19 protein-coding genes and 1 pseudogene are annotated in these 22,581 nt (G+C 62.9%); 8 read left to right on the top strand and 12 right to left on the bottom strand.

Annotated elements, in window-relative coordinates; genetic code table 11:
- Positions 1–330: 330 nt before the first annotated feature.
- Together NBW56_RS01700 and NBW56_RS01695 are read right to left on the bottom strand one after the other, a co-directional pair.
- The gene (locus tag NBW56_RS01700) at positions 331–894 is read right to left on the bottom strand and encodes a hypothetical protein (RefSeq protein WP_250257741.1); all 564 of its coding nucleotides are present in this window, start codon (positions 892–894) and stop codon (positions 331–333) included.
- A 452-nt stretch (positions 895–1,346) separates the two neighbouring features.
- Positions 1,347–2,267 carry a LysR family transcriptional regulator gene (locus NBW56_RS01695; protein ID WP_250257740.1) on the bottom strand — a complete coding sequence of 307 codons (921 nt, stop codon included), beginning with the start codon at positions 2,265–2,267 and terminating at the stop codon, positions 1,347–1,349.
- A 79-nt stretch (positions 2,268–2,346) separates the two neighbouring features.
- Between NBW56_RS01695 and NBW56_RS01690 the strand changes: the two genes are divergently transcribed.
- From NBW56_RS01690 to NBW56_RS01680, 3 genes are read left to right on the top strand one after another with little or no spacing between them, the layout of a single operon-like run.
- Complete coding sequence (locus NBW56_RS01690) at positions 2,347–3,261, top strand: EamA family transporter (RefSeq protein ID WP_250257739.1); 915 nt, start codon at positions 2,347–2,349, stop codon at positions 3,259–3,261.
- The gene (locus tag NBW56_RS01685; RefSeq protein ID WP_284346081.1) at positions 3,258–3,926 is read left to right on the top strand and encodes an NAD(P)-dependent oxidoreductase; all 669 of its coding nucleotides are present in this window, start codon (positions 3,258–3,260) and stop codon (positions 3,924–3,926) included. The genes NBW56_RS01690 and NBW56_RS01685 overlap by 4 nt, the downstream gene beginning before the upstream one ends.
- Positions 3,923–4,147, top strand: coding sequence for a hypothetical protein (locus NBW56_RS01680; protein WP_250258544.1), 225 nt, complete (start codon positions 3,923–3,925; stop codon positions 4,145–4,147). Before NBW56_RS01685 ends, NBW56_RS01680 begins: the two co-directional genes overlap by 4 nt.
- Here NBW56_RS01680 and NBW56_RS01675 read toward each other — a convergent pair.
- Positions 4,116–4,292, bottom strand: a pseudogene (locus NBW56_RS01675) (AraC family transcriptional regulator); the annotation flags it as partial. The gene NBW56_RS01680 and the pseudogene NBW56_RS01675 overlap by 32 nt on opposite strands.
- A gap of 251 nt (positions 4,293–4,543) precedes the next feature.
- Between NBW56_RS01675 and NBW56_RS01670 the strand changes: the two are divergent.
- Positions 4,544–6,571 (top strand): S9 family peptidase, encoded by a 2,028-nt coding sequence (locus NBW56_RS01670; RefSeq protein ID WP_250257737.1) that lies wholly within the window; start codon positions 4,544–4,546, stop codon positions 6,569–6,571.
- A gap of 192 nt (positions 6,572–6,763) precedes the next feature.
- Positions 6,764–9,424, top strand: a complete 2,661-nt coding sequence (locus tag NBW56_RS01665; RefSeq protein WP_250257736.1) for an esterase-like activity of phytase family protein — start codon at positions 6,764–6,766, stop codon at positions 9,422–9,424.
- A gap of 81 nt (positions 9,425–9,505) precedes the next feature.
- Here NBW56_RS01665 and pepT read toward each other — a convergent pair whose 3' ends face one another.
- The 4 genes from pepT to NBW56_RS01645 form a co-directional block, all read right to left on the bottom strand.
- Positions 9,506–10,768 (bottom strand): peptidase T, encoded by a 1,263-nt coding sequence (gene pepT / locus NBW56_RS01660; RefSeq protein WP_250257735.1) that lies wholly within the window; start codon positions 10,766–10,768, stop codon positions 9,506–9,508.
- Between the two features lie 16 nt (positions 10,769–10,784).
- Positions 10,785–12,356 (bottom strand): AbgT family transporter, encoded by a 1,572-nt coding sequence (locus NBW56_RS01655; protein ID WP_250257734.1) that lies wholly within the window; start codon positions 12,354–12,356, stop codon positions 10,785–10,787.
- 107 nt (positions 12,357–12,463) lie between these two features.
- A complete protein-coding gene (locus NBW56_RS01650; protein ID WP_250257733.1) occupies positions 12,464–13,090 on the bottom strand; it encodes a hypothetical protein in 627 nt (208 codons plus the stop codon).
- Between the two features lie 34 nt (positions 13,091–13,124).
- Positions 13,125–13,820 carry a hypothetical protein gene (locus NBW56_RS01645; RefSeq protein ID WP_250257732.1) on the bottom strand — a complete coding sequence of 232 codons (696 nt, stop codon included), beginning with the start codon at positions 13,818–13,820 and terminating at the stop codon, positions 13,125–13,127.
- A gap of 133 nt (positions 13,821–13,953) precedes the next feature.
- Here NBW56_RS01645 and NBW56_RS01640 point away from each other — a divergent pair, with 133 nt between their 5' ends.
- Both NBW56_RS01640 and NBW56_RS01635 read left to right on the top strand, forming a co-directional pair.
- Positions 13,954–14,385, top strand: coding sequence for a pyrimidine dimer DNA glycosylase/endonuclease V (locus tag NBW56_RS01640; RefSeq protein WP_250257731.1), 432 nt, complete (start codon positions 13,954–13,956; stop codon positions 14,383–14,385).
- Positions 14,382–14,978 (top strand): cation efflux transmembrane domain-containing protein, encoded by a 597-nt coding sequence (locus NBW56_RS01635; RefSeq protein ID WP_250257730.1) that lies wholly within the window; start codon positions 14,382–14,384, stop codon positions 14,976–14,978. Before NBW56_RS01640 ends, NBW56_RS01635 begins: the two co-directional genes overlap by 4 nt.
- A 34-nt stretch (positions 14,979–15,012) precedes the next feature.
- Here the strand turns inward: NBW56_RS01635 and NBW56_RS01630 are convergent, their stop codons facing one another.
- Both NBW56_RS01630 and NBW56_RS01625 read right to left on the bottom strand, forming a co-directional pair.
- Positions 15,013–15,864, bottom strand: coding sequence for an SDR family NAD(P)-dependent oxidoreductase (locus tag NBW56_RS01630; RefSeq protein ID WP_250257729.1), 852 nt, complete (start codon positions 15,862–15,864; stop codon positions 15,013–15,015).
- The gene (locus NBW56_RS01625) at positions 15,861–16,025 is read right to left on the bottom strand and encodes a hypothetical protein (RefSeq protein ID WP_250257728.1); all 165 of its coding nucleotides are present in this window, start codon (positions 16,023–16,025) and stop codon (positions 15,861–15,863) included. Before NBW56_RS01625 ends, NBW56_RS01630 begins: the two co-directional genes overlap by 4 nt.
- 140 nt (positions 16,026–16,165) lie before the next feature.
- On the opposite strand from NBW56_RS01625, the gene NBW56_RS01620 reads away from it, so the two are divergent.
- Complete coding sequence (locus NBW56_RS01620) at positions 16,166–16,519, top strand: sigma factor-like helix-turn-helix DNA-binding protein (protein ID WP_150333152.1); 354 nt, start codon at positions 16,166–16,168, stop codon at positions 16,517–16,519.
- 68 nt (positions 16,520–16,587) lie between these two features.
- Here NBW56_RS01620 and NBW56_RS01615 read toward each other — a convergent pair whose 3' ends face one another.
- The 3 genes from NBW56_RS01615 to NBW56_RS01605 all read right to left on the bottom strand — a co-directional run bounded on the left by NBW56_RS01615 (position 16,588) and on the right by NBW56_RS01605 (position 22,270).
- Positions 16,588–18,648 carry a CocE/NonD family hydrolase gene (locus tag NBW56_RS01615; RefSeq protein WP_250257727.1) on the bottom strand — a complete coding sequence of 687 codons (2,061 nt, stop codon included), beginning with the start codon at positions 18,646–18,648 and terminating at the stop codon, positions 16,588–16,590.
- Between the two features lie 45 nt (positions 18,649–18,693).
- Positions 18,694–20,208 (bottom strand): peptide MFS transporter, encoded by a 1,515-nt coding sequence (locus tag NBW56_RS01610; protein ID WP_250257726.1) that lies wholly within the window; start codon positions 20,206–20,208, stop codon positions 18,694–18,696.
- A 151-nt stretch (positions 20,209–20,359) separates the two neighbouring features.
- The gene (locus NBW56_RS01605) at positions 20,360–22,270 is read right to left on the bottom strand and encodes a DEAD/DEAH box helicase (protein ID WP_250257725.1); all 1,911 of its coding nucleotides are present in this window, start codon (positions 22,268–22,270) and stop codon (positions 20,360–20,362) included.
- Positions 22,271–22,581: the final 311 nt, after the last annotated feature.

Below are 22,581 nucleotides of genomic sequence, written 5' to 3'. Positions count from 1 at the left end.
CCGGCGATGATCAAGTGTATGCGGACTGTCCCGGCTGTGTAACCGAACCTGTCGCCCACACGCTCCAGTGAAGCCCCTTGCTCATATATGGACCGCATCAGCCGAATGTCGCTGCTGGACGGTGAGTGGTTCCGGAGGACGACACCGCGTTCCCGAAGGAGACGAGAGAGCCGCTCATGTCCAAGACCAACTTGCCGGGCCACAGCTTTCAGAGACCCGCCCGCTGCGGTTGGCGCCTCCGACGGTGCGACGTGTGCCGTCCAGCGCGGATCGACTGGTGTGCTCGCACCATTTGAATCACCGGCGGGGCAAGTTTCGACAAGCCTCCCGCTAGGTCCACGTAAGATTAGATAATCGAAACTGCCCCGCCTGATGGCGGGGCAGTTTTGTTTCTGCGGTGAGTTGTGCCGGGGCGTTAATGCCGGTGTGGGCAAGGATGCTGGCGGTGGTCTTGTCGGGTGTGTAGGTGGCGTTCTCTTCGTCGTCGATGGTGATGCGGGTGAACAGGGCGCGGTTGAGGATGCGTCGTTCGGTTGGTTCGCATTTGTTGTAGAGGTCGTCGAGGTCGACGAGGAGGTCGGTGAGCTGGTCTAAGCCTGTTCGGGCGTCGGCGTAGGTGTCGGTGAGGTTGTCGAGCCGGGTGGAGATCTGGTCGAGGCTGGCGCGGATGCGGTCTTGTTCGCTTTTGAGGAGGTCGAGTGGGATCGCGTCGGCGTAGTGGGCTTGGACGTGTTTGAGGCGTTCGGCTTCGGGTTTGTCGCGTTGGGCGGTCAGGAGCTTGCGTTCGTCCTCGCTGGATCCTTCGAGCTGGTCGAACATGTCGTTGAGCACCTTCCGGACCTGTGCGGCCTGGGCGTGGCTGAGGGAGTTGCGCTGGTAGGTGCGTTCGATCATGAGCTGGGCTCCGCAGGCGCAGTACAGGGTTTCTTTGAGGTAGTGGTCGTACTTCTGTGCTCGTTCGCCCCGGGCGTTGTTGGCGTCGAGGTTGGTGTGGACCTGCAGCCACGTCTCCGCGTCGACGAGGGGCTTGTGGGTGACGCCCGGAAGGTGACGGTGCCCTGGTAGCAGGGATTGTGGTGAGGATCTTGTGCAGGCCGGTGGTGGTGAGTGGTTTGGCAGACTGCGAGGGGTGGACTGGGTGGTCAGGCCACGTGTGAGTTCGTTAGGCAGGCGCGACAGGGACCAGCCCCCGGTGGCGTAGGCGGTGAATGCGAAACGGACGAGGTCGGCGCGTTCGGGGTCAATCTCGATCTCGCGGGACTCGCTTCCTCGGGCATCGGTGGTGCGGACGTTGAGGTAGCCCAGAGGCGCTTTGGTGGGGGGCGCTTCATCCTGCTAGGTAGACGTCACGAGGGTGATTCGTCAGAGAGGTCCGCGGAATGCTCGGCGCGCTCTGCGTGATGGAGGGTGACGGCGTCGAGGAACGCGGTGGTGGCGGGGCTGGGGTTGAAGTCGTTCCAGGCGAGGTATTCCACTCGCCGTGGCGCGTCCTGCACGGTGATTGCTGCCAGCGTGTGGTCTGCGGGGACAACATGGGCGGATAGGAGGGCTATTGCCAGGCCGTTGCGGATGAGTCCGAGGATGAGATCGATGGTCATCGCTTCGAACGCCACCTCGCGTTGCAGGCCGGCCGCGCTGAATGCAAGGTCGGCCTGTGCCCGGCCGGCGGTTCCGCTGGGAAAGTCGACGAACCGTTCGTGGGTGAGGTCCTCCAGCGTCACGTGCGTGCTCGATGCCAGTGGGTGTGCTGCTGGCAGTACCGCGACCAGGGATTCTCTCGAGAGTTCCCTGGTGGCGACCCCATGCGGGGGTGTGCTCTCGGCAAGTCCGAGGAAGGCGACGTCGAGCTGACCGGAGCGGATGTCGCCCAGGAATTGTTTGCTGCCTCCGGTGCGTAGCGCGATGCGAACCGCGGGGTGTCTGGTGTGAAAAGACGCGAGCAGGTGCGGCACGTCGATGGCCGTGACGGTGGGGATCACTCCGATGCTCAAAGACCCGCGCACCTCGCCGCCGGCTGCGGCGGCGTCGGCGACGGCACGCTCGGCAGCGGCCAGGCTTTGCCGTGCCGCCTGGACGAAGGCCTCCCCCGCCGGGGTGAGTTCCACGCGGCGTGAGGTGCGCGCAAAAAGCTGGACCCCGATCTCCTGTTCGAGCGCCTTGATCTGGTGGCTCAGCGCTGACTGGACCACGAAACACCGTTCGGCGGCACGGGTAAAACTCCGCTCCTCGGCGACTGCCACGGCATAGCGCATCTGCTGCAACTCCATTCATCCATGATCGCTGTGCATGCCAGAAATGACAAACATGTGTTGGACTCATGACCGTGTGGGGGTGAGGGTGGAACACATGAACACCACGACCGCGCCAGGCACAGACAGCGCGACGACTCCCGCGGCACGTGCCGGCTGGATTGCCACCACGGCCGTTGCGCCGATGGTCTGGGGCACGACCTACATCGTCACCACCCACCTGCTTCCGCCGGGACATCCATTGTTCGCCGCGTTGATGCGCACCCTTCCGGCCGGGCTGATCGCCCTCGCGGTTGCCCGCCAACTCCCCCGGGGCAACTGGTGGTGGAAGAGTCTGGTGCTGGGCGGACTGAACATGGGGGCGTTCTTCCCCTTGTTGTTCGTGACAGCTCAGCGTCTGCCCGGTGGGGTCGCTGCCACCTTGGGCGCCGTGCAGCCGATCGTGATTGCGTTCCTCGCTGTCGTGATCCTGCACGAGAAGCTCTCTGGTTGGCGGCTGCTGTGGGGCGTGGTCGGCATGGTGGGCGTGGGCCTCGTGGTCCTCGGACCGGAGGCCGCGCTGGACCCGCTCGGGGTGGTGGCGGGCCTCGCGGGTGCCGTGTCCATGGGGACCGGCGTCGTGCTCACCAAGAAGTGGGGACGTCCCGTGAACGTGAGCGCCGTCGGACTGGCGGGATGGCAACTCACCGCAGCCGGGCTGATCTTGCTGCTGCCCGCGCTGGTGATCGACGGCCCGCCCGGCATCGACGCCGCCGCGCTCGCCGGATACGCCTGGCTCGGCCTCGTCGGGGCGCTGCTGACGTACACGATCTGGTTCGCGGGTATCCGCCATCTGCCCGTCACGCCGACCGCCTTGCTCGGCCTGCTCTCACCCCTGACCGCTGCGGCACTGGGCGCGCTCATCGCGGATGAAGCGCTCACCGCGATCCAGCTTGTCGGCTTCGCCACGGCACTGATCGCCCTGGCCTCGGGGCAACTTCCACCACCGAATCGACGAAAGGACAACGCATGAAGATCGCCATTTTTGGAGCCACGGGTATGGCAGGTTCTGCCATCACCGACGAAGCCGCACGACGCGGGCACCACGTCCTCGCCGCATCCCGCCACCCGCGCGCGGACGGTGCGGCCGACGTCGCATCCCGAGCCGTCGACGTCGCAGACAGCACGTCAGTAGCAGCGGCTGTGGCCGACATGGACGCGGCTGTTGTCGCCGTCCGCCCCGCGCCGGGCCAGGAGAGTAGCCTGTCTGCCCTCACCCGGAACGTGCTCGATGCCGCCCGGCTCCACGATGTTCGCGTGATCGTGGTGGGCGGATCCGCACCCCTGTGGTCGCCCAGCTTGCCGGGCCGTCGAGTCTTTGACGACCCTACCTATGTTCCGGCAGCGTGGCGCACCATCGCTCAGGCGAGCCTGGACCAGTTCACCGCTTGTCAGCAGCATCCACATGAGCGGTGGACGTACGTCAGCCCACCAGCGATCTTCGAACCGGGACCACGAACCGGACGGTACGAACGCGGCACAGACACGCTCCTGGTGGACGAGCGCGGAACCTCTCGCATCAATGCGGCGGACTTCGCGATCGCCATCGTCGACGAACTGGAGAACCCCGGCGAGGACATCCACTTCACCGTGGCGACGTTCAGTTCCGACAATGGGATGATGGAGAAGCGTGCATGACCGCCACTACTGAAGGTGTGTTCTCGCCCGCGCTGCGCTTGGTCACCGTCGGTCTGCTGGTCTCGGTGGGCATCGTCGCGTTCGACGGACTGGGGGTGACCACGGCTCTGCCGGCCATCGCCTCAGAGCTGGGAGGGATGGACACCTACGGGTGGGCGGTCTCGGCACTGATTCTGGCCAGTGTCGCGAGGAGTACACCGACTCTCCGTAGGCGGCCGTGAACTGTTGCGACAGGTGCCCGGCCGAGATGTGCTCGCCGCGGGTCAGGCCCTCCAGGTCGAGGGGCTGGTCGAACTCGCGGTCGATCCGGTCCCGGACGCGCCGCAGCCGCGCGAGGCCGTGACGGCGCTGTTCGGGCGTGGGCATGCGCTCATCGTGCCATGGGCCCGAGAGACCTCACGGCCGACCGAGTCGCCTGTGCGGCTCCGGATCGCGTCGTGCATTGAACTCATCCGTGCTAACGCCGGGGCAAGTGTCGACAAGCCTCCCGCTAGGTCCACGCCGAACTAAAGCCCCAGGTTGCCGGTATCGGGCCTGGGTTTTTCGTTTGTCGCGGGCCGACTTCCTCCGGGTGAGACGCGCAGCACACTGTGCACTTTTCTCGCTAGGCTTGCTCCATGACTGAGACAGCATCAATTTTTCATGACCTCACAGCATTCGTCGCAGAGCCGCGACTGACGGGCCTCGCGCTTTCGCCCGGAGGCGATCGCCTGATCGCCGTGCGAAGCGAATTGAACAACAAGAAAAACGCGTACGTGAGTGCCCTGTGGGAACTCCCGAACGGCGACGGAAGCGCCGCTAAACCCCGCCGGCTCACGCGCGGCCTCGAAGGGGAGGCCCTCGCAGGCTTCACGAACGACGGAGACATCCTTTTCACCGCGAAGCGCGAGACGGGCGATGACGACAGTGAACAGCGCCTCTTTCTGCTTCCGAACGGCGGGGGAGAGGCCCGCGTTGTCGCGAAGCGCCACTCAGGCTTTGCCGGACTCAGCATCGCGCGCGAGAGCGGTCACATCGCGCTCGTGAGTGGGGTGCATCCTCATGCAAAGGACGCCGAAGACGACGCTCGCATCGCGAAAGAGCGCGAAGACAAGAAATTCACGGGCATCCTCCACACCGGCTATCCCGTGCGCGCGTGGGATCACGATCTTGGCCCCACCGTGAGCCAAATCTTCGTGGCCGAGCCGCTCGATGCCGAAGACGACGATGCACAACTCGAGCTTCGCCAGCTCACCCACTTCGCCCCTTACGAACGGGTCTCGGGTGCCCAGATTAGTTCCGACGGTTCCTCGGTGTACGCGACCCTCACGCGCACGGCGCGCGGCACCGACGCATTTTCCATCGTGATCAAGGTCGACGTCGAATCGGGAGAGGCGACGACTCTTGCCGAAGAGGAGGGCGTTCACCACATGCTCGAGGCGGTCAGCCCGGCGGGAGACTACCTCCTCCTCTCCCGTGAGGCGGCTGTGAGCCGCACCGTGCCGCTGAAGCTCGAGTACTCGATCTACAACTGTGAAACCGGCGAGCGCACAGCTACGGCGACGAACTTCTCGGACTGGATCGGAGATGCCGCGATCACACCGTGCGGAAAGAGTCTTTACTTCACGGCCGATCATGAAGGCCGCGGCGGAATCTTCAAGCTCGATACTGAGGAAGGAACCGTCGAGCTCCTCACCGAAGGGAAGTTCCACTACTCCCACCTCGCCCTTGATGAGCGCAGCAGAACCCTTGTGGCGCTTCAGGACGCCATCGACCAGCCGCCTCTTCCCGTGCGTCTCGATCCCGACACGCGCGAGGTGAGCCGCATCGATGCCGCGCTTGAGGCCCCGGAGGTTCCGGGCGACCTCACCGAGTTCAGCATCGAGGCAGAAGACGGTACGAGCGTGCGCTCGTGGCTGTGTGTGCCGAGCGGAGCGAACGCCGACAATCCCGCACCGCTGCTCCTGTGGATTCATGGTGGCCCCTTCGGCTCGTGGAACAGCTGGAGCTGGCGCTGGAACCCGTGGACCGCCGTCGCGCGCGGCTACGCGGTGCTTCTTCCTGACCCCGCCATCTCGACCGGGTACGGCCAGCAGATGATCGACCGTGGTTGGGATCAGCTTGGCGGGAGCCCGTTCGACGACATCATGCGCGCCACCAAAGCCGCGCTTGAACGCCCCGAAATCGATGAGACGAAGAAGGCGGCGCTTGGCGGATCCTACGGCGGCTACATGGCGAATTGGGTGGCGGGCCATACGGGAGACTTCTTCGACTGCATTGTGACCCACGCGTCCCTGTGGAACATCGACCAGTTCCGCCACACGACCGACGCTGGCCAGCACTGGGGCGCCCACCTCGATGATGCTCATGTGGCCGAGTACAATCCCGCCGATTCAGTGGGGGAGATCGTCGCGCCCATGCTCGTGATTCACGGCGATAAGGATTATCGCGTTCCGATCGGCGAGGGTCTGCGTCTTTGGTACGAGCTGCTCAGCGCAAGCGGGAAGAGCCCCGAGGAAAACCCGCATCGCTTCCTCTATTTCCCGAACGAGAACCACTGGGTGCTCACGCCGAACAACGCCTTCACGTGGTACTCGACGGTTCTCGCGTTCGTGGATCGTCACGTCAAGGGCGTGGAGACCGACTACCCAGACCTGCTCGGGTAGCGTGAGACTCGCTGCGCGGCTCGACGGTTTCTAGGCCGCCGTCGAGCCGCGTTTTTCCTGCTTGGAGAGGAGCGATTCATTCAACACTCTCCGCTGCGTAACCGTGCGTTTACCGAGCAGGAGAATCATGGGAGATGCGTGAACTTTCCCCGGCGCACGTGAACGATCTCGCATCTCTTAGAAAGTACTGACGTGAAGCGTACCTCCTCCATTTTTGCCGCGAGTGCCCTCGTGTGCTCGCTCGGCCTTGGCCTCGCTGTCCCCGCTCTCGCCGATGGCGACGAGAACGTCGAAAGCCCCTTCGCCCGCACCGCGACCTACCCGGTATATATGAACGCCCCCGAGGGCGTTGACCCCGCCGACGAAACCGTCGCCGAGATCTCGACCGTGAGCGAGGACGGCAACACCCTCATCTACACCGATGCCGCGGGTAAGCGCATCGGGTTCCTCGACATCTCCGACCCCCATCACCCCAAGGGTGCGGGCAGCGTCTCCCTGGCCGAGCTCGGACACGCCGATGACCAGCCCACCTCGGTTGCTGTCGCCGGCGATTACGTGCTCGTCGTGATTGATGAGACCGGCGGCGACTTTGAGCATCCGAAGGGGCGCGTCGATGTGCTCGAGGTCAACACTCGCGAGAAGGTAGCCTCGATCGACCTCAAGGGCCAGCCCGATTCGATCGCCATTAACAAGGACGGCTCGATCGCCGCGATCGCGATCGAGAACCAGCGCGATGAAGAACGCGAGGACGTCGACGGCGGTCTCCCCCAGATGCCCACCGGTTTCGTGCAGACCCTCAAGCTTGAGGGCGATCCTTCAACCTGGAGCGCGGTTCCGGTGAACTTTACCGATGACGAGGGCAACGTTCTCGACATCGTGAAGAGCGCGCGCCTTGACACCCCGGAGGACCTCGAGCCCGAGTACGTGTCGATTAACTCGAAGAACGAGCTCGCCGTCACGCTCCAAGAGAACAACGGCGTTGCGATCATCGACCTCAACACGAACGAGATTACGAGCGTCTTCACCGCTGGTTGGGCAAACATCGACGGCATTGATGCGAGCAAGGATGGCGACATTCTGCCGACCGAATCGCTCAATGGAATCCCGCGCGAACCTGACGCGATCGCATGGGTCGATGATGAACACGTCGCGACCGCGAACGAAGGCGACTGGAAGGGCGGTTCGCGCGGCTGGACCATCTTCGCCACCGATGGTGAAGTGGTCTGGGACGCCGGAAACTCAATCGAAGAACTCGCCAACGCGTACGGCCTCCATAACGAGAAGCGCGCCGGCAAGAAAGGCCCCGAAATTGAAGGGCTCGCCGTCGCTGAGATCGACGGTGTCCGCTACGCCTTCGTCGCCTCGGAGCGCTCCAACTTCGTCGCGGTCTACAACGTGAACGACCCGTCCAACCCCACCTTCGAGCAGCTCCTGTTCACGACCAACGGACCAGAGGGGATTCTGCCGATTCCCGGGCGGAACCTTCTCGCCGTCTCGAGCGAGACCGATGACGCCTCCGCTCGCGTGCGCAGCGCCGTGAACCTCTACAAGCTCGGTGCCGATGCCCCCGAAACCGCCCAGCCGAGCATTGTCTCTGCAACGCAAGCAGACGGCCATGCGGTTCCGTGGACGGCGCTCGGTTCACTCGCGGGGAGCAAGTCCGACGCCTCCACGCTTTACGCCGCTTCCGATTCGGCTCTTGACGTTGCCTACCTCTACACGATCGACGCTTCGGCCACCCCGGCTCTCATCACCGAGCGTCGCGCGGTCAAGCGCGACGGTGCTCACGCCGAAGGTATTGACATCGAAGGCCTCACTCAGCGCGAGGATGGCGGCTTCTGGCTTGCCTCCGAAGGCAAGACGGGCGACAAGAACCGCCTCGTGCGCACTGATGCAGACCTCAACATCCAGGAAGAGATCGCCCTTCCGGAGGACGTATCCGCACACATCGGCAAGTGGGGTCTTGAGGGGATCGACGCCCGCGTCAATGAGAAGGGCGAAGAAGAGGTTTTCGTCGCGATCCAGCGTCCGCTGTGGAAGGACCCGAGCGTCAAGCCACTCGAGGAGTCCGAAGGCAACGTCGCACGCATCGGCCGCTACAACACCACGACCAAGGAATGGAACTGGTACACGGTCGAGCTCACCGCGACCGACACGAAGGGCGACTGGATGGGCCTTTCCGAACTCACGATCGTCGACAACACGCTCGTGCTCATCGAGCGCGACAAGCTCAACGGCCCCGATGCCAAGGTGAAGCAGCTTGTGCAGGTAGCGCTTCCAAGCGAAGACGAGGTGGCTGCGGCGAACGGCGCGCCGATCGCGCTTGGCAAGGGCAAGGTTCTTGACGTCCTCCCGAAGCTTCGTGCCACCAACGGCTGGACCCAGGAAAAACTCGAAGGCTTCACCGTCGCGAAAGACGGCTCGATGTATGCCGTCACCGATAACGACGGCCTCGACGACGCGACCGGCGAGACGGTATTCCTCCGCCTGGGCAAAGTCGGTGACGCCTTCGACGTCGCCTCCGATGAAAGCGAGCAGCCGTCGGAAGCAATCCCTGCCGATCCCGCCCCGGGGAACGGCGATGACGACACGGACGAAGGCGCGGGTAAGGCACCCGAGAAACCTGCCCCCGCTCCCGCCGACGGACCGTCGAACCCGGTCGAAGCGCCAGCGAAGGCACCGTCGAAGGCTGATCAGCCCATCCGCCTGACAAAGCCGGAAAAACCGAAGAGCCACGTCTCGCTTCCGCGTACAGGTGTCGACGGTAGCGCCTACCTCGTGACCGCTCTCGGAGCTCTCGTGCTTCTTGGCGTGGGCGGCACACTCGTTGCACGCTCCGCTCGCAAACATTAATCGGTAGCTCTCACCGATACGTAGGGCCGGCGATCTCCCACGGGAGGCCGCCGGCCCTTTTTTGCGCGGTGTGCGCGGACTCTACTGCTGAGCTGCCTGGTGAATGAGGGTGTTCACCATCTCGAAGCTCTTCTCAAAAGCATTAAGCGGCAAAAACTCGAACACCGAGTGGAAATTATGCGCGCCCGTGAAGAAGTTCGGCGTGAAAATACCCTGGCGCGAAAGCCACGAACCATCCGTGCCGCCGCGCATCGAAAGGTTGATCGGCTCGATGCCAAGTTCCGCCATGGCCTTCACGATGTTGTCGGTCGCAACCGCATTCTCCTCAGTTTTCGCGTCCTCGATGTTGCCGTACACGTCTTCGATCTCGACCGTGACCTTCGCACGCGGATTCGCCTCGAGCACACGCGCGGCAATATCGCGAATACGCTGTTTCTTTTCCTCGTAACCTGCAAGATCATGGTCGCGCACCGAAATACCCACGCGCGCCGTCGTCTGATTGCCTTCGATCTCGTTCACCCAAATGTAGGACTCGCGGCCTTCGGTGCACTCCGGAGTTTCCTCCCGATCGAATTGCGCGATGATGTCGTGCGCAATGAGGATCGGGTTCACCATGTTTCCTTTTGAATTCATGGGGTGCGCGGAAACACCGACGATGTCGATCGTGGCACTCGCCGCGTTGAAGGTGGACTCGACAACCTCGCCGAGCTCGCACGAGTCAAGAGTGAACGCGTACTGGACGGGGAAGCGCGCAAGGTCCATCGTCCGTACACCCCTCAACCCGATCTCTTCATCCGGAACGAAACTGAGGTACACGTCGCCGTGGGGAACCGTCGGATCCTGAAGCAGGCGCACAGCCGCCTCCATGACGGACGTGACGCCCGCCTTGTCGTCGGCACCAAGCACGCTCGTGCCGTCGGTGACGAGGATCCGCTCACCCGCGTAGCGGCTGATCTCGGGATGCTCGCTCTCGCGCAACCACACGCCGCTAGCGTCATTGAGGCACACGTCCCCGCCGCTGTACTCGATCACGCGAGCCTTCACCTCAGGGGAGAGGTTCACATCGACCGTATCGAGGTGGGTACAAAAACCGATCGCGGGTGCCGCGGCATCCCCGGGAATGTTCGAGGGAATCTTGGCGGTGAGTACACACGTGTCGCTGAGGTGAATCGCTTCGGCACCGGCCTCTTCGAGTTCGCGCTTGAGCAATCGCGCAAGTTCCCACTGCCCCTCGCTCGTGGGCACGGTCGTGGCAGAGGCATCGGACTGGCTCGAAATCGCCGAATAGCGAAGGAAGCGTTCGGCGAGGGCATCTTGGATTGGGCTAGAAGTCACGGTAATCATCCTTTCTTCGCGCACCTTACGGGCGCGGGTAGACGTAGCTTGAGTCGAGGCCAAGGGGAATATTGAAGCCCCAGAAAATAAAGAGCGTGATCGTAAGCGTCACCATGAGGCCGATCGAGTACGGCAACATCATGGACGAAAGCGTGCCGATGCCCGACTTCTTTACGTACCGCTGGCAGTAGGTGATGATGAGCGGGTAGAACGCGAACATTGGCGTGATGACATTGATCGCTGAGTCACTCACGCGGAATGTGGCCTGCGTGAGCTCGGGGGCGATCCCCACTCCCATGAGCATCGGCACGAAGATCGGCGCGAGGATCGCCCATTTTGCCGAGGCGGACGTGATGATGAGGTTCAAACACGCGACGAAAAGAATGATGCCGAGGACCGTGAGCTGCGGCGGCAGGTTGAGGTTTTGGAGAAATTCCGCGCCGGAGACAGCGAGGAGCGAACCGATCTGGCTCTGATTGAAGGCCCACATGAACTGAGCGGCGAAGAAATAGAAGACGATGAGAGGGACGAGAGTTTCCGTCATCGTTTCCATGGCCTTTGACACGCCCTTCGGGCCCGTGAAACGGCCGGAGATGAATCCGTAGAGAAGACCCACGAGGCCGGTGAGCACAAAAATCATCATGACGATGGACTTCATGATCGGGGCGTCGGGGGCCGTGAGCGATCCGGTTCCAGGAGCGCGCCATGCTGAATCAGCGGGAAGAAGGGAGATGACGAGCCCGATAACCGCGAGAACGAAGACGCCTGTGGAGATGAACAGGGCACGGTTCTCACGGGAGGTGAGGGGAGTGTCGACCTTTTCGATGTCATCGGAGGTGACATCGAGGGGGAAGTTCTTTTGGAGCCAAGGTTCCACCCATTTCTCCGTCACGAGCCACAGCGCGGGGATCACGGTGAAAGTTGCGCCGAGGCTGTAGAAGTAGTTCGCAAGAATATTGACGCTGTAGCTCGGGTCGATGATGCGTGCCGCGGGCTCCGTGAATCCCTGGATGACGGGATCGATCGCGGAGGGCGTGTAGTTTGCGGCGAAGGCACCTGCGATGCCGGCGAACGACGCTGCGATACCAGCGAGAGGGTGCTTGCCGACCGCGTAGAACATGTACGCCGCGACCGGGATGATCACGACGTAACCGGTATCGGGGCCCAGGTGCGAAAGCATGCTCGCGACGATGATCATGGGAGTGAGCAGCGACTTTGGCGTGAAGGCGAGGAGCTTGCGAAGAGCCGCGTTGATATAACCGGAGCCGTCCGCGATGCCGATGCCGATGGTCGCGACAATGACCATGCCGAGGGCGGGGAAGGTCGCGAAGTTCGTGACAGCCGTAGCCATGAGCTCAACGAGACGGGAGGGCGCGAGCATGTTGACGATCTGGATTTTCTCGTCGGTCGCCGGATTGACGTAATCGAAGCTCACGAACGACAAAAGCGCCGAGACGAGAAGTACGATCACGAGGGCGCTCACGAAGAGCGTCGTGATGTCGGGGATCTTGTTGCCGACTCGCACGACGAGCCCGAGAAAGCCCTTCGGCTCGACCTCCTGAGAGGGGGACGCGGGGGAGGAGGGGGTCGCAGTCACGGGGAGTCCTTTCGTCATACCGACCCGAGTGAGAGCGGATATGCGAAAGCCTACACCGATTGTAGACAATCTTAGGAGGTGTGCGGATCCTGAGACAGGTACTCGAGTTAGCCGCGCACAGCCTCCGCGACCTTAATGATCTCGTCCATCGACGCGTGGCGAGACTGCACCGTCAACACTGTGTCGGGGAGGTCCTTGGGCCATACCCAGCACATGAAGCCTCCGCGGCCATCGGGATGCGGCGCGCACACGCCACGGTCGAAAACCTTCTCACCTTCGATTCCCCACGAGGGATTTTCCGCAGTGGCTTTACCGTCGGCGATGGCGGTGAGGAGGATCGAAATGGTGTTTTCGCCTCGCGCGTAGATGGGCCTTGTGCCGATGTGGGCGAGGTTCCATTCACCGATGGTGTCGGGAAGGCGGGCGTTTATGGTGTCGTCGATGTTATCTCCCGTATTCGTTGACGGACGGCCTGGCGTCGGCTGAGGGACGCCAGGCGCTGGGGAGACAGGTGGGGGCGAGGTTTCGTCCGCCGACGCCGACGGGCTAGACGATGACGGCGACGTACTAGATGTTGGTGACGGCGGGTTTGCGGCTTTGGGCATACCGATGATGATCGCGGCGACCGCGATCACGATCCCAGCCACACCTGCGGCGATGAGGCAGCCGCAAGTGGCAAAAATTATCGCCAGCGGCGATCGTGCGCGATTCTGCAGGTTGTGCGGGCCAGTCATGGTTTCCCTTTACCTTCACGTGTACGTCGTGGGGTTACTTCCCCTCGATGACAGCAGTCGCGATGCGTTGCATTTCCTCGACATTCGAGTATTTCGACGTCATGGTGAACATCGCGGTGTCGAACTTCTTGGGGTAGATCGTGCACGTCACGTGCTCGGGATTGTTGCGGTTGGTGCCGCATGAGCCGCGCTCAAAAACGACCTCGCCTTCGCGTCCGCCTGTTGGGTCGTCGGGGGTGCCATTGGGGTCGACGAGCAGGAAGCTGATACGGCCACCGTTCCCGTCGGTGTAGATGACCGAGCCGGATACGTCTTTCGTCGACCATTTCTCGATCTGCGGGGGGAGCGAAGCGTAGAAGTCGGCCTGTAGTTGGTCGGGGTCCTGCGGAATATCGTTCGTAGTCCCGGGTGCGGCGGGGTCGTCAGCGGGAGTTGTCTCCTCACCTGCCGGCGGGGGGGTTGCCCCCCCCCTTTCCGGCGCTGAGGTCGTGGTGCTTTCGTGAGGCGCAGGGTCCGGCTGTGAGGGGGTCTGCCCGGCGTTCTTCCACAGGAAGAAGCCGGCGACACCGAAAGCGACGAGCGCGAGGGCGATGATCGCGAGTGCGATACACGACCACATGGCGATTTTTCCCCCGGAGGACTTTTTCTGCTCGGGCGGCATTGGTGGTAGCGACCCTTGCGGCGGTTGCGGGGCGCTTTGATGTTCCCGGGGATCGTAGGGTGAAGACATCGGCTCTCCTTCGATGCGGCGCCGCGTGCGGAGCCATATAACAGTCGTCCGCATCTTACTGTACGTGTGTGAGGGTCGATACTCTAGAGGAACCCACTTTTCTCTTCTTCTTCCCCCGGAAAGGCTGTTCTCAATGCGACTCTGGTCGCTCCACCCGCGCTACCTCGACCGAATGGCACTTGTGGCCTGCTGGCGTGAGGCTCTTCTTGCGCAGAAGGTGCTTGCGGGCCTCACGACGGGATACACGAAGCACCCCCAACTCGAGCGCTTCCGTGAAAGCGAAAATCCCGAGGCCAGCATCGGAGCGTTCCTCACGGGAATCGCGCTCGAAGCGGACTGCCGCGGCTACACGTTCAATCATTCGAAAATTCACGTGCCGGGCCACCTCGATGGCGCCCTCTCGGTGACGACCGGTCAACTCGCGTACGAAGCTGAGCACTTGCGACGCAAAGTGCGCGAACGCGCCCCGCAGTGGCAGGGACTCCCACTAGAGGGAAATAGGCTTGAATCGCACCCGCTTTTCCGGGTGCAGGAAGGACATCTCGAATCGTGGGAGAGGGCATGAACGCCCCGGAACTTGACACTCGTGCGCGACGAATAATACTGATCGTCGCGCTCCTCAACCTCGCTGGCTGCCTCGGTGAGGCGATACTCGCCTTCGCGATTGGCTCCGCCTCCCTGCTTGCCGATGCTGCGGACTTCCTCGAGGACTTCCTCATCAACTCGCTCGTGCTGCTTGCTCTCTCGTGGTCGCTCAGCAGTAGACGCAAAGCGTCTTACGCGCTTGCCGGACTCATTTTGATCCCCGCGGGGGCCGCGTTCGCGATGGCGATTCACAAGATCCTCACGGGACTGCCGCCGGAGCCGTTTGCGCTCTCCGGAACGGCCCTCGCCGCGCTCGTGATTAACGCCTGCTGCGCAGTGCTCCTCGTAAGCCTGCGCACGGGCCACAGTACTCTCGTTCGTGGCGCATGGCTCGCTGCCCGCAACGACGTGCTTGCGAACGTGCTCATCATCGCCGCGGGGCTCGTGACTCTCGTATGGCATTCGGTTCTCCCCGATGTCGCGGTCGGCATCGTCATCGGGCTCGTCAATCTTGGTGCAGCAAAAGAGGTGTTCGAGCAGGCCCGAGCGGAACAGCCGGAACTCGAAGCTTGAGACGCCGAAGCCCGCGCGAAGAAGGTCTCTCGCGTTAGCGCTCGAGGTTCCCGGCGGTTTTTCGCAGGTTGTGGGTGAGATACGGTTCGATGACGCGCTGGCCGAGCCCCGGCATGAGCGCGAGAGCTGAGAAGGCGCGTGGGAGTACGGCGACACGTGAGCGCCGCTCGATGTTTTTGGCGATCGCGGCTACGACGTCCTCGCGTTTGATCGGTGTGAAGAGCCCGCCGAAGTTCCCGCTTGCGCGGTTGAGAAGCGGTGAGGTCGTGAGTGCATTGCCAAGCGCGGACTCGAAGAACGAGGGGTGAATGGTTCCGACGGTGACTGAGCTCCCATCGAGCTCAAGCCTAAGCGAATTCGCGAGCGCGAGAACGCCGGCCTTCGAGGCCGAGTATGCGGACATTTCCGGCATATGAATGAACGAGGCGAGTGAAGCGACGATGCTGATGTGCCCCTTGGATTCGCGCACGTAGGGAAGCGTGGCCTTGACGGTGCGCCACACACCGTTGAGATTCGTATCAATGTCGTCCACGAAACCCGTTGCCGAGTAGTTCTCGACAAGTTCGGTCGTCACCATGCCTGCCCCTGCCACGACAATATCGATGCCACCGAAATGCTCGGCGGCATTCTTCGCGGCGGCTTCGACCGAGGCGAGGTTACGCACGTTCATCTCGATCGCGAGAGCCTTTTCGGGCCCTCCCAGTTCGCGGGCGAGCGCCTCGAGTTTCTCGGTGTTGCGGCCGAGAAGGGCAAGCCGAACGCCACGAGCGCTGAGTGCTCGGGCGGTGTCGGAACCGAGCGCACCAGATGCTCCCGTCACAAATGCGACCTTGCCCCGCAGGCCCTTGGGCGAAAGGGTGTTCTGCATGATCTGCCCGCCTCTCATGCGAGCTTCTCGAGTCGCCAGGCCTGCAGGAGGGTGGCGAACTGCGGGGGAGTGATGGCGCCCTTGCCCGCGATGCGTGCTTCGACGCGAGAGTTCGCGGCCGAGATGTTTTGCTGATCAGTCGCGCTCGGGTATGCCTGCGCGTACTTCGGCGGGGTCATGTGCGCCTCCTTTGTGAGTGACGGTGATGCCTCCACTCTACCGGGACGCCATTGGCCCTTCACGCCCAAAGTTGCTAGATATCCTTGCGTTCTCAACGCAAGGGAAGGTGGCATACTTGGGAGTGGAGAAGGAGGAACACATGACGATCGAGGTCAAAGCCGAGCGGAGCGGGCGCGAATGGGACGCAACGCTTGCCGTTGACGGCGAGAAGATCCGGATCCGCGCCCGAACATTTGCCGAGATCACAGCCCTCGCTGAACGTGCACTCGGTGATGCCGGCCACGAAGCAGAGACGCTCCGCGTGACGACCGAATATGACGACGCGAAGCGTGGCGCTGACCAGGCCAGTGCCGAAGCCGAAGCCGCCGCAAAAATGGCCTCGGAAATTCGCCGTTCAATCATTCGGAAAATGCGCGCAGACGGCCTCAGTCAAGAGGATGTAGGCGCGATCCTCGGAATCTCACGCCAACGTGTCTCGCAATTAAGCGGTTAACCACGCAGGCATGCGAAAGCGGCGCCACCTTCGCGGGGTGACGCCGCTTGTGGGGAGAAGACGGCTGGTTACGAAGCGATCCTCGGGATCTCCTCGCTCCACCGCTTCTCAAACACAATCTCGCCCGAATCGCGGCATTCAACGATCGACTCGGTCGTGAACGAGTCTGCCGAGCACGTGATGCGCGTCGTCGCGGTCAGGGACACGTCCCAATCGAGGTCCGGGCGCCTGAGACCGACGTTCCACACGGCCTCGGTGCGTGCCGAAAGAGGATCGTCCCACGTGATCCAGTAGCGTTCGACCGTATCCTCGTCGTAGTGCAAACCATCGGGGTACACACGAGTGCCACCGTACGCGGGATCGACCTGGAGCATCGTCTCGCGCTTCACCACATCCTGCTGCACGAGCCGCTCGGGCCTACTCGCGCCGGCCTTCCCGGACTCCGGGTACTTCACGTCGAGGGGAGTGGGCTGAACGGCTTCGCCGAATCCGACGGCGGCATCGCGCGACGCCGCCTGTGAATCCTCGGCAGGAGTCTCGCGCACGGGAACCTCGAGGAAGCTCTTCTCGATATCGAGTGAGAAACCGTCGGCCCCCGGCTGCGGCCACACCCACGGCCAGTAGGCACTCGACACAGCCACGCGAAGCGTATGGCCTTTCGGCAGCACGTAGCCGATTCCCGTGAGGGGAATGTCGAGATCCACCCATTGATCAGTGGGTATCTCAACGGCTTTGTCGCGTCCCTCGCGAGCGGAGAAGTTCATGTTCCCGCGCGTGACAAGAGTGGAGGAGCCATCCGGGGCAACGTCGGTCAGGCGAACGTAGGCCTGGCCCTTCGGATGCGCCGACTTGACGCGCAAGCGAAGTGACGCATTGCCGAGGATCGCCACGTCGTCGTCGAGAACGAAATCGAAGCATGCGCTCTTCGCATCGTCGACGCGCTGATCGGTGGGCAGATCGCCCGCGTTGCCGAAGGGGAAGTAGCGGCCCGCGCTCATGCCCGTATCCTGCGGGCTCTTGACACGGATTTCGCTGCCCGAACGCTCCGCCGCCGGGACCGCGTTCGCCGACGCGAAAGCGAAACGCTCCTTGGGGCGCTCGTCGGTGTTCCACGACTCTTCGGCCACCCAGGCGCCGCCAACCTCGTCATAGACCGAACTCGGGCGCATCGAATCGAGCATCCACGCGCGAAGCAGCGGCTCGTCGTCGAAGCCCGTGTTCTTTCCCTTGAGGTGCAGATCCCAAAAGCGGAGTGTCTCCCCGAGGAAGTCGATGTGGGGGCCGGGGCGCAAATCGCGATCCGGGTACTGGTGCGACCACGGGCCGATGAGACCCTTGACGCTCTTACCGCGCGACGTGAGGTTCTCGCACAGGCGAAGAGCCGTGTCGCGGTACGGATCGAACCAACCGCCCACGGCGAACACTGCCGCGTCGATGTTGTCGTAGTCCTCGCACGCGGAGCCGTGCTTCCAGTACTCATCGCGAGTCTGGTGGCGCATCCACTCGTCGATGTACGGCTCCATCTTGTTTAGGCGATCGAGCCACTGGTTCTTCCAGCGCTCGCCCACCACGCGCGGGTCAGACGGGCGTGACTCGAACGCGAGCATCGTCGCCGCCCACGCGTGCATGTCCACGGCCAGCATCGAGCCGCCGAGGTAGTGCACGTCATTGTCGTAGCGGTCGTCCGTCGAGCACGTGGTCACGATCGCCTTGAGCTGCGGGGGCTTACGAGCGGCGAGCTGGAGCGAATTGAAGCCGCCCCACGAGATACCGAACATGCCAACGTCGCCCGTGCACCACTCCTGCTCGGCGATCCACGCGAGCACTTCTTCGCCGTCGCTCAGTTCCTGCTCGTCGTATTCGTCGCCGGGCACGCCATCGGAGTTGCCGTGGCCGCGAATGTCCACGCGGATCGAGGCGTAACCGTGACCCGCATAGTAGGGGTGACGCTCGTGATCGCGAGGCGCCGTCCAGTCACCCGCACGGTAGGGCAAGTATTCGAGAAGAGCGGGGACCTTCTCGTCGGTGACGGGCATGAAAGCCTTCATCCACAGCTTCGTGCCGTCGGCGAGAGGAATCCAGTCCTCCACAATCTTCACGTCATAGGGGAAATCGTCGATGTATTTCATGAAAGAGCTGTGCTCCTTTCTGAGTGAAAAATTGGCGAGATGCTTTTAGCCCACGAGGGTCATGCGCTTCTTGAGCCATGGCGTGATGGCCATGAGGAAAACGCCGTAGGCGACGACGAGGGCGCCCTGAATACCGAAGTAGAGGGCCGCGTTGTCGTAGTCGAAGAACTTCACGATCTGCGCCTGGATGCCCTGCGAGAGGGCCATTGCCGCGAACCACACGGCCATCGTCTGCGAAGCGAAGGCGCGCGGTGCAAGCTTCGTCGTGGCACTCATGCCGCTCGTCTGCAGCACGAGATCGCCGAGACCGAGGAAGATATAGCAGATCACGAGCCAGATCGCCGAGAGCATCGCCGCTTCGCCACTCACGCTCGCGCCGAGGGCCACCACGAGGAAGGCGGCACCACCGAACACGGTGCCAAGGCCAACTTTCGCCGCAACGTGCGGCTGGCGCTTACCGAGCTTGACCCACAGGAGCGCGAGAACCGGGCCCATGATGATCTCGACGATCGCGGTGAGGGAGATGTACCACGTCGAGGGGTAACCCCAACCGAACAGAGAGTTCTCGGTGCGGTTGAGCGCCATGAAGTTGAGCGTATTGCCCGTCTGGAAGTACATGAGGTTGTACGCCACGAGGGCAATGAGCAAGAGCGAATACGGCATGAGGTTCGCGCGCTCAGCCTTCGTGACCTTGGGCGAGCGGGCCATGAGCACAAGCATGACGATCGGCACGATCGCACTCACGATCGAGATGACGTTCACGAGGGCATTGATGCCGTCTTCCGCGAGGACCGTGAAAAGAGCCGCGGCGATCACCGCAGCCACGATGAGCCCAATTGTTGCCCAAAAGCCCCGGTCGGCACGGAAGGCGGCGCGGATGCGAGCTGCCGCCTCGTTACCCGCGAGATGCTTGGAACCGAGCACGTACTGGACGACACCTGCGATCATGCCCACCGCAGCTGCACCGAAGCCCCAGTGCCAACCGATCTCCTGGCCAAGCCAGCCGGCGATGATGGGGCCAAGGAACGCACCGATGTTGATGCCGGAGTAGTAGATGGAGAAGCCAGCGTCGCGGCGCTCATCCTCGCTCGAATAGAGCTCACCGACCTTGGTGGAGACGTTGGGCTTGAGCAGCCCCGTACCGAGAACGATGAGGGCGAGCCCAAACCAGGTGGAGAAGGCCGTGGGGATGCCCATGAAGATGTGTCCGGCGGCAATGATGATGCCTCCGAAGAGTACCGTGCGATAGGTGCCGATGATGCGATCCGCAATCCACGCGCCCACGATGGAGAGGAGGTATACGAGTGCGCCGTAGGCGGCGACGATGCTCGAGGCGACGCCCTCCTCGAAGCCCATGCCGCCGTTGGCGATGGCATCGGCAAAGTAGAGGGCGAGGATCGCCTGGAAGCCGAGGTAGGAGAAGCGCTCCCAGATCTCGAGACCGAAGAGCGTTGCAAGGCCGCGGGGGTGGCCGAGGAACGCGCTGTCCTGTTGGACAGCGCGATCTCGCTCGGCTTCACGCACAAAGCGGTCCCCTGCGGTGGATGCGGGGTTGTCCATGCCAATCCTTTCATGGCGCGATAGGGGATACGGCGCCGCGAAAACATGCGTTATTTATGTACGCATATAAAACGCGGACTCTTCTACCGTGGACACCCTTGTGACGCCTGTAAAGGAGCGCATGGTGGGAGCTGTGAGGAGTATCGCCCTTCTACCAGCGATTCGACTTCTTTGCGCCGCGATCGTCGAAGTGCTTACCCTTGCGAGCTTTGAACTTGCCGCCCTTCTTGGGACCCTGATCTACCTGGATGCGCATGGGCTTGCCGCCCACTCGGGCGCGACCAATGCGCGCGAGAGCAGCCTCGTCGACACCGTCGCGAAGCTCTACGAGTGAGAACGAGGGGAAAAGATCGATTTTCCCCACATCCTGGCCGTTGAGGCCGCCCTCACCTGCAATGGCTCCCACAATCGACTGGGGCCGCACCCCGTGATTCTTGCCCACCGCAATGCGGTAGGTCGTAAATCCCGCGCTCGAACGGCGGGGACGCTTCTCCCCACGGTCGCGGCGCTTGTTCCGATCCTTGCCCTTCCCGCGTTCGCCCTTGTCGCGGAAGCTCGCGCCAGTGAAGTCGTCTTCGTGTGCGCGAGGGCCGTCGTCGCCAACCGTCATCGCTCCGAGAGCCGCGGCAACCTGCTCGACCGAGACGTTGTTCTCGGCCAAAAACTCGTTGAGAAGATCGAAGTAGAGGTTGAGGCGCCCCTTCTCGAGGCGCCCGGGAACCTCCGCGAGAACCTTCTTCATTTTGTGACGCGAGACATCAAGGGGCGAGGGGATGTGAATTTCTTCGAGCTCCTGGCGGGTCGTGCGCTCGATATTGCGCAGCTTGCGCTTTTCGTGGGGAGCCACGAATGTGAGGGCTTTACCCGCGCGACCGGCGCGACCGGTGCGGCCAATACGGTGCACGTAGGCCTCGGGTTCGGAGGGAATGTCAAAGTTCACCACGAGGCCGATACGCTCAACGTCGAGACCGCGCGCGGCGACGTCAGTCGCGACGAGCACCGTGAGAGAGCCGTCGCGTAGACGCTCGACGATGCGTTCACGCTCCTTTTGGGGGACGTCACCCGAGATGGTTGCGGCGACGATGCCTCGGGCAATGAGCGCCGTTCCAACTTCCTCGGCGGCGCTGCGCGTGCGCACGAACACGATCGTCGCATCGGCGTCGGTCGTCTCGACGATGCGCGTGAGAGCACCGGTCTTGTGGCGGAATGGCACCACGGCGTACGTCTGCTCGACGCTCGTCACGGTCGTTGACTGGCGGGCGACGGCGACGCTCACGGCGTCAGGCATGTGTTCCTCGGCGACGCGCTTGATGGCGGGTGGCATCGTTGCACTGAACAGTGCCATGCGCTTCTTTTGTGGAGCGAAACTAAGAATCTCGTCAACGTCCTCGGCAAAGCCCATGCGAAGCATCTCATCCGCCTCGTCGAGAACGAGCGTCGAGAGGTGATCAAGCACGATATTGCCGCGCTTGAGGTGGTCGATGACGCGCCCAGGCGTGCCGACGATCACGTGGGCGCCGCGCGCGAGGGCGCGTTCCTGCGGTCCGTAGGGAGCACCGCCGTACACGCTCACGACGTTCACGCCATCGAGCTTTGTGGCAAATGACTGGATCGCCTCCGCCACCTGCATCGCGAGCTCTCGGGTCGGTGCAAGAACGAGTCCTTGCGTGGCGCGGTTCGAGGCGCGGACCTCCGCGAGGAGCGGGAGGCCGAATGCCGCGGTCTTGCCCGTGCCCGTCTGTGCGACTCCCAAAACGCTACGGCCTTCAAGCAGAGCCGGAATTGCGCGTTCCTGAATGGGGGAGGGGTGAGTAAATCCGAGGTCACGGACGGCGGCGAGCAGTTCGGGCGGAAGGCCGAGCTCGTCGAAGCGGACGCGCTCATCGTCATGGGAGGCTTCGGGGGCGTCGGCCGCGTTCGATGCATCGGTACTATCGGCGTTCGGTGCATCTTCGGCACTGTTGGGGCTCGGAGCTGCCATGCCGTCCATTTCGAGCGCTTCCGCAATTTCCTCGCGGTTCTCGAGAGCGGTTTCGGTGCGGTCGGTGCTATCAGTCGTCATTTTTGGGTCCTTCCGGGCCATCGCACACGCCCGCCCCGGAAAACGCACGTGAACACTTGCGGGCCGTTCATCGGCCCCTCATTTGGTCGAGCACGTTCCCGCGGGCATCCCCGCACACAAAAAATTCGCCGTCCGGAGCGGCGCCACTCTCATCGCGCCCTCATGGCGCTCACACGTGCTGGAACCAGCTTACGGAAGAGGTAGGCGCTACGGGAGGGGATCCGCGCGCGACAATAGTCACCCCCATCTGCCACTCTGCTCCGTTTCGCCCACGCGACTCGGGTGAAAACGGCAAAAAATCGCCACCTCAC

The organism is Dermabacter sp. Marseille-Q3180 (assembly GCF_940792985.1).
Taxonomy (GTDB): Bacteria; Actinomycetota; Actinomycetes; order Actinomycetales; family Dermabacteraceae; genus Dermabacter; species Dermabacter vaginalis.
This window is presented reverse-complemented; position numbering and strand designations above follow the sequence as displayed.

Coding starts and splice junctions, on each gene's coding strand:
- NBW56_RS01635 (WP_250257730.1), top strand. CDS start 14,382: ATGAACGCCCCGGAACTTGACACTCGTGCGCGACGAATAATACTGATC.
- NBW56_RS01645 (WP_250257732.1), bottom strand. CDS start 13,820: ATGTCTTCACCCTACGATCCCCGGGAACATCAAAGCGCCCCGCAACCG.
- NBW56_RS01625 (WP_250257728.1), bottom strand. CDS start 16,025: ATGACCCCGCCGAAGTACGCGCAGGCATACCCGAGCGCGACTGATCAG.
- NBW56_RS01685 (WP_284346081.1), top strand. CDS start 3,258: ATGAAGATCGCCATTTTTGGAGCCACGGGTATGGCAGGTTCTGCCATC.
- NBW56_RS01695 (WP_250257740.1), bottom strand. CDS start 2,267: ATGGAGTTGCAGCAGATGCGCTATGCCGTGGCAGTCGCCGAGGAGCGG.
- NBW56_RS01650 (WP_250257733.1), bottom strand. CDS start 13,090: ATGACTGGCCCGCACAACCTGCAGAATCGCGCACGATCGCCGCTGGCG.
- NBW56_RS01680 (WP_250258544.1), top strand. CDS start 3,923: ATGACCGCCACTACTGAAGGTGTGTTCTCGCCCGCGCTGCGCTTGGTC.
- NBW56_RS01640 (WP_250257731.1), top strand. CDS start 13,954: ATGCGACTCTGGTCGCTCCACCCGCGCTACCTCGACCGAATGGCACTT.
- NBW56_RS01615 (WP_250257727.1), bottom strand. CDS start 18,648: ATGAAATACATCGACGATTTCCCCTATGACGTGAAGATTGTGGAGGAC.
- NBW56_RS01700 (WP_250257741.1), bottom strand. CDS start 894: ATGATCGAACGCACCTACCAGCGCAACTCCCTCAGCCACGCCCAGGCC.
- NBW56_RS01605 (WP_250257725.1), bottom strand. CDS start 22,270: ATGACGACTGATAGCACCGACCGCACCGAAACCGCTCTCGAGAACCGC.
- NBW56_RS01670 (WP_250257737.1), top strand. CDS start 4,544: ATGACTGAGACAGCATCAATTTTTCATGACCTCACAGCATTCGTCGCA.
- NBW56_RS01610 (WP_250257726.1), bottom strand. CDS start 20,208: ATGGACAACCCCGCATCCACCGCAGGGGACCGCTTTGTGCGTGAAGCC.
- NBW56_RS01690 (WP_250257739.1), top strand. CDS start 2,347: ATGAACACCACGACCGCGCCAGGCACAGACAGCGCGACGACTCCCGCG.
- NBW56_RS01620 (WP_150333152.1), top strand. CDS start 16,166: ATGACGATCGAGGTCAAAGCCGAGCGGAGCGGGCGCGAATGGGACGCA.
- pepT (WP_250257735.1), bottom strand. CDS start 10,768: ATGATTACCGTGACTTCTAGCCCAATCCAAGATGCCCTCGCCGAACGC.
- NBW56_RS01630 (WP_250257729.1), bottom strand. CDS start 15,864: ATGAGAGGCGGGCAGATCATGCAGAACACCCTTTCGCCCAAGGGCCTG.